The sequence below is a fragment of the Chroococcus sp. FPU101 genome (assembly GCF_017312365.1).
Taxonomy (GTDB): Bacteria; Cyanobacteriota; Cyanobacteriia; order Cyanobacteriales; family Microcystaceae; genus Chroococcus.
This window is the reverse complement of the sequence record NZ_BLJI01000005.1, coordinates 125,588-138,982: the sequence shown is the minus strand read 5'-3', so window position 1 is coordinate 138,982 and position 13,395 is coordinate 125,588. Positions and strand designations below refer to the sequence as shown.

General features: G+C 38.5%; 8 protein-coding genes. 2 read left to right on the top strand and 6 right to left on the bottom strand.

Annotated features, from left to right (window positions below):
• Positions 1-91 precede the first annotated feature (91 nt).
• Together rpiA and CFPU101_RS07730 are read right to left on the bottom strand one after the other, a co-directional pair.
• Positions 92-805 carry a ribose-5-phosphate isomerase RpiA gene (gene rpiA, locus CFPU101_RS07735; RefSeq protein WP_206814751.1) on the bottom strand — a complete coding sequence of 238 codons (714 nt, stop codon included), beginning with the start codon at positions 803-805 and terminating at the stop codon, positions 92-94.
• Positions 806-914: 109 nt separating this feature from the next.
• Positions 915-1,460, bottom strand: a complete 546-nt coding sequence (locus tag CFPU101_RS07730; protein ID WP_206814750.1) for an RNA-binding protein — start codon at positions 1,458-1,460, stop codon at positions 915-917.
• Positions 1,461-2,105: 645 nt separating this feature from the next.
• Between CFPU101_RS07730 and CFPU101_RS07725 the strand changes: the two genes are divergently transcribed.
• A complete protein-coding gene (locus CFPU101_RS07725; RefSeq protein WP_206814749.1) occupies positions 2,106-2,303 on the top strand; it encodes an NblA/ycf18 family protein in 198 nt (65 codons plus the stop codon).
• A gap of 165 nt (positions 2,304-2,468) precedes the next feature.
• On the top strand, positions 2,469-3,347 hold the full coding sequence (locus CFPU101_RS07720; RefSeq protein ID WP_206814748.1) for a universal stress protein: 879 nt from the start codon (positions 2,469-2,471) through the stop codon (positions 3,345-3,347).
• Between the two features lie 33 nt (positions 3,348-3,380).
• On the opposite strand, the gene CFPU101_RS07715 is transcribed toward CFPU101_RS07720, so the two are convergent.
• From CFPU101_RS07715 to CFPU101_RS07700, 4 genes are all read right to left on the bottom strand, one after another.
• Positions 3,381-4,931, bottom strand: a complete 1,551-nt coding sequence (locus CFPU101_RS07715; protein WP_206814747.1) for a serine/threonine-protein kinase — start codon at positions 4,929-4,931, stop codon at positions 3,381-3,383.
• 195 nt (positions 4,932-5,126) lie between these two features.
• Positions 5,127-5,570: a hypothetical protein gene (locus CFPU101_RS07710; RefSeq protein WP_206814746.1), complete on the bottom strand. Its 444-nt coding sequence runs from the start codon at positions 5,568-5,570 to the stop codon at positions 5,127-5,129.
• 138 nt (positions 5,571-5,708) lie between these two features.
• On the bottom strand, positions 5,709-8,087 hold the full coding sequence (locus tag CFPU101_RS07705; RefSeq protein ID WP_206814745.1) for an aminotransferase class I/II-fold pyridoxal phosphate-dependent enzyme: 2,379 nt from the start codon (positions 8,085-8,087) through the stop codon (positions 5,709-5,711).
• Positions 8,027-13,393, bottom strand: a complete 5,367-nt coding sequence (locus CFPU101_RS07700) for a type I polyketide synthase (protein ID WP_206814744.1) — start codon at positions 13,391-13,393, stop codon at positions 8,027-8,029. Before CFPU101_RS07700 ends, CFPU101_RS07705 begins: the two co-directional genes overlap by 61 nt.
• Positions 13,394-13,395 lie beyond the last annotated feature (2 nt).

Below are 13,395 nucleotides of genomic sequence, written 5' to 3'. Positions count from 1 at the left end.
ATAGGTTCACTTGATCTATTCTAGTAAAAAGGGCTTGGCAAACCAAACCCCCAAAGAAAAATAAGTCTAAAAGAGAAATTAAATCGAATGTCTAAGTGATTTCTTGAATTACGGGTTGACCGTTTTCAATCGAACCGACGAGGATAATGTCAGCAAGACCGACAAATAAACCATTTTCTAAAACACCAGGAATATTATTAATGATCTTTTCTAAACTAGCGGGGTCATCAATACTATCAAATTTTACATCAATGACTAAATTTCCTTGATCGGTGACAACGGGGCCATCCTTTTTGACACCCATGCGAAGATCGGGTTTTCCCCCTAACTTCTCTAGTTTGTGCATAACAGGTACAGCCGCCATCGGCAATACTTCTATAGGTAAAGCAAAAGTTGAACCGAGTTGAGTTACTAGCTTACTTTTATCCACCACAACAATAAACAGATCCGCTAAGGAATCGACAATTTTTTCGCGGGTGTGTGCGGCTCCACCACCTTTAATCAGGTTTTTTTGTGGATCAACTTCATCAGCACCATCGATCGCAATATCTAGCTTATCAATAACATCAAGGGTTGTTAGAGGAATGCCGTATTTTCTTGCTAAGACTTCTGCAGCAAAAGAAGTGGGAACTCCGACAATGTTTTTCAGTTCACCCGTAGAGAGCCTCTCCCCGATATATTGAATTGCGAAGGCTGTGGTCGATCCCGTCCCTAGTCCGACGATTGAGTCAGATTGAACCCGAAGCGCGGCGGCTTTTCCGACTTCTTGTTTCATAGTTACGACGGGATCTTGAGTATCCACCATATTGAAAGCTCCTAACTTTTTTCGTTACTCATTATCCCTGATCAGTGGTGAAAAGAAGCACTAGGCAACTATACAGTTATCAGTTCTTTTTTTAATGAGTACACCTATATTAGGTATTCGTTGTCTGAGCCGCTAACATTTCTTTGAGTTTTGCGAGTTCAGAAGCCCAACGCGGATCGGGTTGAAATCCTTCAGAATCTCCCGTACTTCTGTAGCTGCCGCCTCCCTCTTGAGAACGTCCACGTTTTTTGTTATTGCGTTTGCTAGCCGATTTGGGTGCAGGTCTTTCCGCTTTGGGTCTGTCTTGTTTAATGGGCTTTTCAACAGGCTCTGAGCTAAGAAGTGCCACATCTTCGCCTTCACCTTCGCCTTCACCTTCACCGTCTTCTTTACCTTTACCTTTCGTACGGGGTAAAGCTTTTTCAATTTTTAAGGGGCTATCCATGAATGATTGACCGTTATATTTTTCAATAAATTGATCAGCCATTTCATCGGTTGGCACTGTGACGAACGCAAAACCACGACATTTACCCGTTTTACGATCTTTGATTACTTTGGTGGTGACAGTATCCCCTAAATCAGCGTAGACGGCTTGTAAAGCCTGACGCTCTATGGGTTCTTTGGGTAAATTACCGACATACAGGCGAACAGACATGGTAGATTCCTCCATATATTAAATTTGGGATAAAACTTTGATGTGTTGTAGTCAAGATTAATTACCAGTAATCCATCTTGTGAGGGTGGATATTGTTGCAGTAGGAATAGATTAGCAAAAAACAGGTCGCAATTTCTAACACGACTTCTTTTCTGAAGACCTATCTGATATTTGACAATAGCGGCTTGTGCCGTCAATGTGAATGTTCCTCTAAACGATACAAAGTTGATTCCTTTGTAAATTCCTCTACTGTTGGCAGTCCTCTTCTAGGGATTCACCTGAATTTATCTTGCCTTCTTAGATTATTACAGAATATTTACACGGTTCGTCAAATATTTCTAGTTTGCCAGATTACGTCTCTTAGAGTAAATGAGTAAATTTACTTATTATAATGTTCAAATTGAACAAATTATATTAAAAACTCTTGCTAAAAGTGTAATTGTGTGCATGATGGAGATCAAGGTGAGTACTATAAGAGAGCAGATTAGTAAATCTTTGGAGGTAGATCAGAAATCTTTCTATAGCATAGTAGACACTTTGTCAAATTCTTGTTACATTACTTATTAACCAGAAGAAAAAAGCTTTCAGCCACTCGACCTTTTGGTTTTAACCCTTTCTTAAATTGTTACGCACAGGAGTAATACCATGTCTGAGCCAATGGAATTATCTTTAGAACAACAATTCAATATCCGTTCTTTTGAAACACAAGTTCAACATATGAGTCGTGAACAAGCCCAAGAATTTCTCATGAAACTCTATGAACAAATGATTGTTAGAGAAAATCTTTACAAATCTTTCATTAAACATCAATGGGGAATTGAACAAAGCCCTTGGTTTAAGTAGAAGGATAGCCATGACTAGGCGACCTCCTTCTCTAGCTCAGTTCAAAAAAAGGAAAATAGCTGGGGAGACGGGGCGCAATTTCTTTTGTTAATCTAAAATTAGTGGCAGAGTGTGAAGCTTGCTTCTATAGTTAAGATGTATGAATCTGTTGTATAGAAAGCACATATGTTTCAGAGTGGCTTAATCTGCACTAACTTTTCGGATGGTTTACAGCGTTTAGTCGAATATGTTCCAGAACTAGCGCAAAGTGGCTTAAAGCAAATTATTTTTTTTCATAGTATTCCCGCGTGGAAACAGGGTCGTATTCCCAGCACACATGATCCTGAAATTGTTGAGGCCAGACAAAAACTTGAAGCTGCCTTAAAAGAAATTCCTGACGGTATTGATGTTAAAATAGAAGTCAACACGGGGCGTTCTTACGAAGCCATTTTAGAATTACTCAAAAAATATCCAATTGATGTTATCTTCACGATTCCACCTAGCATCAATGGTACAAATGAACAGATTTTTGGTGAACCAACTCTCGATTTAGCCAAAGCGACACAGATTCCTTTGATGTTAATGCGGCCTGAACTGACTTCTGTTTACATGAATGATGAATTAGCTTTACGGTGTCAACATCTCTGGCGATATTTATTGATTCCTTACGATGATGGAGATGCTGCACAATATCTAATCAGTCAAATCAAAGAGTATGCCACTAAACATCCTGCTCATCAAGTACAAGAATGTTTGTTACTTTGGGTTTTACACAATAGAGCGCGTGATGAAGAACTCTTGAAAATCAGACAACAGGAAGCTCAAACCAAATTAAACAGCATTAAACAGGATTTAGAAACACTTAACTTAAAAGTAGCCACTGAAGTTCGGATAGGTGAACCAATTCTCGAAATTATCAAAGTCGCTGTCGAAAACGATATTAGTGCGATCGCATTTGCTATGCTACATCGTAATCCTTTTCTCTCCCTAGCAGCACCCAGTTTAGGCACATCAATTTTAAGCCAAGTTTGGTTTCCGATGATCTTTTTCTCACCGAAAAAATAACGCTATCACAGGGAGAAGTTTTTAAACTTTTCCCTAATGCTTACTCGGTGTTGGTTCTGGTGTATTCGCAAAACCCGCTTCTAATTTTGTTAAAATTTTCGGTTTGAGCTTTTCTAACTCCCGCTTTAACATTCGCTTGCTAATTTGCGGTTTCCCGATCGGTGCCATCTGTCCAGCATTAGCCCATTCTTGAAGCATTTTACCTTGATTGGGCGGAATAGAAGCAGTCGTTACATTCAAACACTGTTCAGAACCATCGAGAGGAAAAAAGAGAATCCAATAGCGTCCCGACTCGCCTAATGTACGGGCTGTGCGTTGACCAATAGGAGTTTTTAAATCTAAATAACAGGGTAGCCATCTCGGCCCATATTCTTTGTGATAGAGAACAGTAATCCAAAGTAACATTGGATGGGGAGTAGGCAAATATAGAAATTGACTGTAACGAAGACTAGCCACTCGATTTCCGATATCTTCTTGATCTAACATCACCCACAAACTAGCAAAAGATCCCTCTCCCGTATTTAAACAACGCGGAAAAACAATTTTTTGTCGGGGTTTATCAGCAGGCCAAATAGACTTTAGACAAACTTCTTTAACCGCAGTAGGATTAAGATGAGTGATGGCGGTATCTGTCGTCGGCGTAATTGTTGATTTACTTTTGCTATCCTTGGCTACAACTTTTTCTTTGACAGGTTGTTGTGTTTCTTTACTCAGTGGTTCAATTCGTTCTAATGTTTGTAAAATTTCACCAATCGTCTGCGGTCTGTCTGAGGGTGCTTTAGCCAAACAACGCATCATTAATTGTTCTAAAGATGGTGGGAGTTTCAGTGATGGGTTAATGGGTCGCGGTTCGGCGTAGTGATGCACTTCATACCAACCCCCAAAAGAGGAATTATCTGGAAACAGAGGCATTTCACCCGTTAACATTTCATAGATCATAATGCCGAGACTATAAATATCGGAACGGCTGTCGAGTTCTTTACCTTCCATCTGTTCTGGAGAACAATAAGCCAAAGTTCCCATAAAAGACTGTGTTTGTGATTCACCCGATTGAATCAGTTTAGCAATCCCAAAATCGAGGATTTTAACCAATTCCCCTAAACCAGAGTCTTGAATTACTAAAATGTTACTCGGTTTAATATCTCGATGAATAATGGGACACAGTTCACCCTGAAAAATAATTCCTTTGTGGGCGCATTCCATGCCAAAACATATTTGACGAGTTAAATTAAAAAAACGTGATAGGGGTAGAGGATGAAATTTGACAATTTCGCTGAGACTTTCACCCTGCAAAAATTCCATAACATAAAACGGAATTTCTTTTTCATCTACTCCATAGTCTCGCACCCGAACAATATGGATACTACGTTCACCTAACAGGGCAGAAATCGTCGCTTCTCGTTCAAAACGTTCGCGCATTTTTTTATTTAGCAAGGCTTGAGAGAGGAATTTAACCGCGACGGTTACCCCACCTAGTAATTTATCTTCTGCTCGGTATACTTGTCCCATGGCACCACTACCAATTAACTCTAAAAGTTGGTATCGGTTTGCGAGTAAGCGACGATGTCTAGATTCTGCCGACATAGCTTAAGCGACTATAGTTTTAATAAGTGGACTTGGATTGAAATAAGGTCAAAGGGTCTTCTGTTGACCATGAATAGTCACACTTTTTGTTTTTCAAAGCGGATGTGTTTTGGTTATTTAGAAGACTTTAGTATAAAGATTCCCTTTTTTAGACCGTAAATCAACAATCTACACAGAAGATTTCAATTTAGTACATTAATACTGTAATTCTAAGACGGCTTCCATCGTGCTAGTTAGGTAATGTCCCGATAAAATGCCACTGGAGAGATGATAAGTATGATGATTGACGCGATAAAAAGTTTCAAAACCACTGCGACGTTGGCGATCGCTTAAAACTAAGTAACGTTGTATAATTGAATTGCTGCCAACCCATCCCTCACCCTCAATTTGTCCTAAGTCACTTTGTTGGAGTACATAAGTATACTGTCGCTCATCCCCATCAATGCGACCTCGATACTGATATGAGATTTCTTCACGCTCAGAACCGATAAAAGCCAATTTGGTCACCATCGTAAACCAATTATCATTTGTCCAAACAATAATGGTTCGCCCTTTAACTGAAAGAGGTGATTGATTTCTTTCTAACCAATTCCCTTCGATTGTCCAGCGTCCTGCTTCCAGTAAAAAACTGTGACTCAAAGCATTACTCCTTCATCTTGTCCGAAACGCTACCAAATCCAGTTTACCCAAAAAAACAAAGCCTCTGATAGCATTTTTCTCATTATGAGAGATTTCTTGACTTCCCTCTCAAAAGTAGGTGAGGAGATGGGGGTGAGGTCAAATAGATAATAACATCATTGCTTCGGCTAGAGCTTTTAAAGTAAAACGAATTTGCTTTTCGGTGTGAGAAGAAGTAATAAAAAATCGCAAACGAGCCGCATCATAAGGTACAGAAGGATAAACCATTGGCTGTACATTAATTCCTTGTTGAAAAAGTGCTTTACAGACTTCGACAGAGGCATCAGGTTCACCGATAATAATCGGTATAATCGGAGTATTCTGGCTTATTCCTGTATTGAAACCATATTCAAGAGCAAGAGAAAGGAATAACTGAGAACGATCGCGTAACTTTTCTACACGTTCTGGCTCTTTTTTAAGTAATTGTAATGCTGCTATGGCAGATGCAGTATTAGCGGGAGTCATCCCTACACTAAAAACAAAACCAGGCGCACTATATTTTAAGTATTCTACGATCGCTCTCGAAGCCGCAATATATCCCCCACAACTGGCAAAAGATTTACTCAGGGTTCCCATCCATAAATCAACATCATTAGCCGATATGCCAAAATATTCACCAATTCCTCTACCTGTTACACCGAGTACCCCTATAGAATGAGCTTCATCGACCATTAGAAAGGTTTTATAGCGTTTCTTTAATTCAACGATTTGGGGTAAAGGAGCAATATCGCCATCAGTGCTATAAATTCCTTCAATAACAATTAAAACCTTTTCGTACTCTAGACGATGCTGACTCAAAAGCTGTTCTAAAGAATGCCAATCATTATGGGGAAATTCCATTAACGTCGCCCCCGACATCTGACACCCTTGACGAATACTATTATGACTCAAGGCATCATATAAAATCAGATCATTTCTACGGAATAAATGACCAATTGTTGTTACATTCGTCGTATGACCACCAATATAAACGATACAATCTTCTGTTCCTAAAAAATCTGCAATTTCTTTTTCTAATGCTTGGTGTAAGGCAATTTCTCCCGATAAAACACGACTAGCAGAAACCGAAGTCCCATAGCGATCAATTGCTTCTTTTGCAGCTTCTTGTACCCTTGGATCACCAGACATTCCAATGTAGTTATAACTTGAATAATGAATCAATTCTCGTCCATTAATCGTAGTTACATCTTTAGCAACACCATCACGAATTATAAAAAATGGGTTGCCCAGCTGATTGGCTCGATTAATATCTGTTTTTAAACCAATATATTCGCTTGATTGTTCAAATTTATAAAATTGCTCTGGAATATTTTGAACTTCAGTTTTGATTTGTGGAGTTTCTACTGGAGGTTTATGACCATTGGTATCGAAAGTTTTTGTGACGGCTATAGGTTCTATATTTATTGTTTCGTCTAGCCTGAGTTCTGAAAGAATATAAGTCGTTAATGACTCTACGGTAGGATAATCAACTGCGACATTATTAGAGAGAGTAAGATTTAAGCTAACTTGTAAATTATTTTTGAATTCAACCGCCATTAAAGAATCCATCCCTAAATCAGAGAAATTCTGTGATGGGTCAATTTGTTCGGCTGAACTAAATCCTAATACCCTAGCGAGTTGATAGCGTATATGTTCAGATAAGAGTTGTTTTTGTTCATTTTGAGGTGTAACTTCAAACAGTTGTAGGAACTCAGTTAATTTTTTGACAGATTTCTCAGGAAGATTATTAACAACAGGTTTTAAAGCTTCAAAGAAAGAATAGTCTTTTTGTGATGGCAATTGAGTTAAGAATTTTGACCAATCAACTAAAAATACACCCAACTGAGTAATATTTTGATTTAATAATGTTTCTAGAACTTGTAAACCAAAGTCTGGGGAAATACTTGTAATTCCTTTAGTTGCTAAGAGATTTTGTTCTAGATTAACTGCCATCCCTGCCTCACTCCAAGGCCCCCAATTAATACTCAACCCAGGTAGACCCAAACTGCGACGATAATGAGCTAGGGTATCCATAAAAACATTAGCTGAAACATAGCTAGATTGGCCTAGAGAGCCGAGCAATGAAACAATTGAGGAAAAACAGACGAAAAAGTCTAATGGCATTTCCTGAGTGGCTAGATGTAGATTCCAAGAACCTTGTACCTTTGCCTCCATCACCTTCTTAAATCTGTCCCAAGTAAGATTAGATAACATTCCATCATCTAAAATCCCTGCTGCATGAATAATTCCTGCTAGTGACGGTTGTTTTCTGCCTCTTTTTTTGCAAATAATTCGTTTAACGTCTTCTAGTTTGGAAATATCGCCGTATTGGACAGTAATTTCTATACCGTCTTGTTTTAGCTGTTGAATGGTTTCTTGTGCGGTGATTGATGCTTCACTGCGACTGATAAGAATTAGATGTTTTGCACCTTTTTGTACTAACCATTGAGCAACTTGAAACCTAACGCACCGAGTCCCCCAGTAATTAGATAAGTGCAAGTAGATTTAATCCTCAGTGTAGACGATGTGGGTTCAGGTAAAGTAATAATCACCTTACCGATGTGTTTTGCACCTGCAATATACCGAAACGCATTAACTGATTCTTCTATTTTAAAAACTTTATGGGGCAGGGGTTTTAAGCTACCGTTTTTGAACTCCTGCATTAATTCCTTAAGTAAAGTCGTAATTAAATTTGGATTGCGATACGCAATTTCGAGTAAATCAAAGAGAAAATAATGAATATCATCCCGATACTGTTTAACTTGTTCAGAGTTCCAAACGCCAATCTTACCAATTTCGACAAACCGCCCACCTTTTTTGAGAACTTGTAAACTGTGAGGAATAAAATTACCATTGAGACTATTTAAAACAAGATCTACACCTTGATTATCTGTTAAACTCATAATCTCTTCAGTAAAATCAAGGGTGCGAGAATTCATGACGTGTTGTATTCCCATTCCTCGCAAATAATCCCATTTTGGTAAACTCGCTGTGGCAAATACTTCGGCACCAATATTTTGAGCGATTTGTACTGCTGAAAGTCCTACTCCTCCTGCGGCTGCATGGATTAAAATACGATCGCCTGCTTTAATTTTGGCTAAGTAATGTAACCCGTAATAAGCAGTGAGAAAGGTACTGGGAATAGTTGCCGCTTCAGCAAAATTTAATTCTTGGGGTTTGAGTACAACAAAAGATGATTTTACGGTGACAAAACTGGCTAAACTACCTAATGCGAATGCTGCAATGACTTCATCACCTAGTTGTAACCCTTTAACGGCTTTTCCTATTGCTACAATTTTTCCTGCACATTCACCCCCAAACGGAATATCTGACGCATCTTTAAACCCCATTTGTTCTAGATAGGGTTGCAACATCCCAAGGGCATTTAAAACATCACGAAAGTTAACCCCCGCAGCATAGACAGCAATTTCGACTTCATCTGGTGCTAGACTACGACGTTTTAAAGGTGCAAGTGTTAAATTATCTAATGAGCCTGTTTGAGATATTTTTAATTGAAAAGATTCATTTTTTCTAGTATCTAAAGTTTGCGAAACTAAACGCGGTACATATCTGATATATTCACGATAAGCGATTTGTTCTTCGTTATCAGGATATAATAATTCATCTTGTAAGATTTGAAGATTGTCTTCGAGTAAATCTAAATCTATCGTGCGACAAAATAAATCAGGATATTCTAAACGAATAACACGGGCAAGTCCCCATAATGTCGATTGTTGTACTTGTAATTGAGTTTCGTTTTTTACCGCTTGGGTATTTCTTGTAACTAAGTTTAAATGAGTGACTTTTGTTTGATTCAAAGCTTGCATTAAATGTAATACACTTCCACAACCTCTAATTTGTGATTCAGCTAAATCAGTTGATTCATCAAGCGGCGACTTGTCGTCACCTAAACCCCACAGGTGAACAATTTTTAAATCAGAAGTTTGAATTTGATTGAATAAACGTTTAAAATCTTCACTTTTTGAAGGATTAACTTGATAGTGTTGTTCATCAAGGCAAGTATAAGTATCTCCAATACTAACTAAAATACAATGATTGCCCTGTTTTTTGATTACATCTGCTAATTTATTTCCAATTCCTTGAGCGTCCGCAAAAATCAGCCAATTTCTTCCTAATTTTTGAATTAGCTCAGATTTCGGTTTGAAGTGCCAAGAAATTTGATATAAAGCATTTTCTAATTTTTGTGTAACTTCTTTTCTAGGACTATCTTGAAAAATACGCTCTAATGATTGATGTTTAACGGCTTTTAAGGTAAATCCTTTTATATCAGCTAAAATATTTCCTGATTCATCTAATAATTGTATATCGGCTTTGATTTCTGTAGTATTTTGTTGTTTTATTTCTCCAAAACTCCAAAACAGATTAGTTAATGGACGATAAAAATCAATACTTTCTAAGCCAACAGGAAGATATATTATATCTTGTTTTTGCTCTAAAATTGCCCCGATAACTTGAAAACTCGCATCTAATAAAGCCGGATGTAGATGATAAGTTTTGGCTTCTTGTTGTAAGTTATCGGAAAGTTTAATTAGTCCTAAAGCTTGCCCTTTGCTAAATAAAAGTTTTTGAATACCTTGAAAAAAACTACCATAATTAAAGCCTTGTTTTTGACAATTTTGATAGTGTTCAGCAATGGATAAAACTTGATGACATTCATTTTTAATTTTTTGAAGATTAACTGGCTTCTGTTGATACTTTTCGGAAATTATTATATCACCCTGAGCATGAAGGGTACTAACTTGAGTTTCATTGACGCTAAAAACTTTAAATTGTGACTCTATCGGATCTAAAATTAACTGAATTGTTTTAGAAACATCTTCGCTTAAAGTTAATGGTTGCTCAATCCTAACATTTTTTAATTGAATATTATTTTTAGGATAAAGACTAGAACTTGCTGCAATTGCCATTTCTAGATAAGCAGCTGCAGGAAAAACTGGTGTATTTCCTAAACAATGGTCTTGTAAATAAATTGGGGATGTTTGACTAATTTTTGTTTGAAATAGAATTGAGGTACTATTAGCAACTGATAATTTTTGTCCCAATAAAGCGTGAATAGCGGGATTAGATTTTTGGACTTGAGTGGCAAATGTAGCGATAAAATCTTCGGCATTTTGCGCCCAATATCGCTGACGTTGAAAAGGATAAGACGGGAGAGAAACTAGACGACGTGAATATTCTTGATCGAAACCCAATCCATTAATTTTATATCCTTTTAAATAAAGTTCGCTTAAACTTTGTAATAGTTGTTGCCAGTCTAGAACACCTGAACGTAAACTGGGTAACATTAAAGGTTCAAATGATGAACTCGAAGCAGTACGACTCATTCCGAGTAATATCGGTTGCGGCCCAATTTCGAGTAGTATTTTATAGTTATGTTTTTGCAGTGTAGCGATACTTTGGGCAAATTTAACTGCTTGTCTGATATGTAAACACCAATATTCAGATGTAGCAATTTCATCTGTAATAAAGTCACCAGTTAAATTAGAAATTAGACTTAACTGAGGACGATGATAGTTTATTTCACGGGCCACTTGAGCAAAATCATCTAATATCGGTTCCATTAAAGGTGAATGAAAAGCATGAGACACTTTTAACGGAGTTGTTTTAATTCCTTTTGCCGTTAAATTAGTTTGAATTGTAAGAATAGCCTCGCGCTTGCCTGAAATGACAAAGCTTTGATAACCATTAAACGCAGCAATGGAAACCTCTTTAACATAAGATTGAATTGCATCTTGTACTGTCGTCTCACTTGCAAGAACGGCTAACATCATGCCATCATCGCTTAAAGATTGCATCAGACGACCCCGCGCTGCAATTAGTTTTAAGCCATCTTCTAAACTAAAAACACCCGCTAGACAAGCTGCGACATATTCTCCGACACTATGCCCTAAAACGACTGATGGCATCACTCCCCACGACATCCATAACATCGCTAGGGAATATTCAAGGGCAAATAAAGCAGGTTGAGTATAGATGGTTTGATCGATCGCATTAGATGCCAAAATATCAAGTAAAGGCTGATCAAGATAGGGTTCTAGGATATCTGCACAACGATCAAGAGTTTGTCTAAATAGGGGTTGAGTTTCGTAGAGTTGTCGCCCCATATTAATATACTGTGAGCCTTGCCCCGTAAACAGAAATACAATTGGACTGTCTACATTTCCATCATTAATTTGTGAATAACGAAGTGCGGAGGCGACCTCCGCGCCTTGAGTTGTTTCATTTCCTTGGACAAATGCGGCTAAATTTTCTTGTAACTGTTCTCTAGACTCGACAATGACCGATAAACGATGATTAAATACAGAACGTCGAGTATTAGCAGTAAAACAAATATCCGCAATAGATGTTACGGGATGTTGCGCTAGATATTCTTGATACTTTAAGCTAAGTTCTCGTAACGCGGGTTCAGTTTTTGCCGAAAGCGTTAGTAAATGGAACGGTCGTTCTAAAATTGGTAGAGACACGCCATGACGCATCTGTACATTATGTCGCGTCTGTACGGGGGCTTCTTCTATGACAATATGGGCATTTGTTCCCCCAAAACCAAAGGAATTAACCCCCGCAATGAGAGGCGTTTTAGCATTATTCCAAGGGATTAAGTTTTTTTGAACTTTAATCGGCAGTTTAGACCAATCAACGGCAGTATTAGGTTTATTAAAATGAAGATTCGGCGGTATTTGGCGATTTTTTAAACAAAGTACCGCTTTAATCAGTCCTGCGATTCCTGCGGCGGTTTCAGTATGCCCGATATTTGTTTTCACTGAACCGATCGCACAGACATCATTTAGATTACGATTTTGTGAAAGTACAGTCCCAAGGGATTCTAACTCAATACGATCGCCGATTTTGGTTCCAGTGCCATGTGCTTCGATATACTGGACTTGATCTGGAGAGATCCCCGCATTTTGATAAGCTTCTTGAAGAACTTCGATCTGTGATTGAAGATTTGGGGCCGCGAGTCCGTCAGTTCGTCCATCTTGGTTACTGGCTGTCCCCCGTATTGTCGCATAAATTGGATCACCATCAGCAAGGGCATTTTTTAAAGGTTTGAGAACAACGACCCCCGCGCCTTCACTACGAACATAACCATTAGCATCAGCATCAAAACTCTTGCAACGACCATCACTTGATAGAAAACCCCCTTTCGTAAAACCAATTACCCCACCAGGCAATAAAAGAATATTCACCCCACCTGCTAAAGCAAGGGTTGATTCTCCACGGGCTAGACTTTGACAAGCGAGATGAACCGCCACCAAAGAAGAAGAACAAGCCGTATCGACTGCTAAACTAGGCCCTTTAAAATCAAAAACATAAGAAATACGATTCGCTGCGAGACAATTGGCTGTTCCCGTCGTACTGTAGGGATCATTTAGAAATTTATGCCAAACCATTGTTGAATATTCATGACTCCCAATGCCAATAAATACACCTGTTCTACTACCTGCTAATTGCTCAAGAATCAGTCCCGCATCTTCAAGGGCTTCGTAGGCAACTTCAAGGATGAGTCGCTGTTGTGGGTCGATGGTGGGGACTTCACGGGGGGCAATGCCAAAAAACTGCGGATCAAATTGATCGACTTGTTCGAGAAAGCCACCCCATTTCGTATTAGTTTTATTGGGTTCTTTGAAGTCGGGATGATAATAAAGATTGAGATCCCAACGCGAGGGAGGAACTTCAGTAATAGCGTCTTTGCCATCTCGCATCAACTGCCAGAAAGCATCGGGGTTAGGCGCTTTTGGGAAACGACAGCCTATACCTATGATCGCGATCGGTTCACTTGACATAA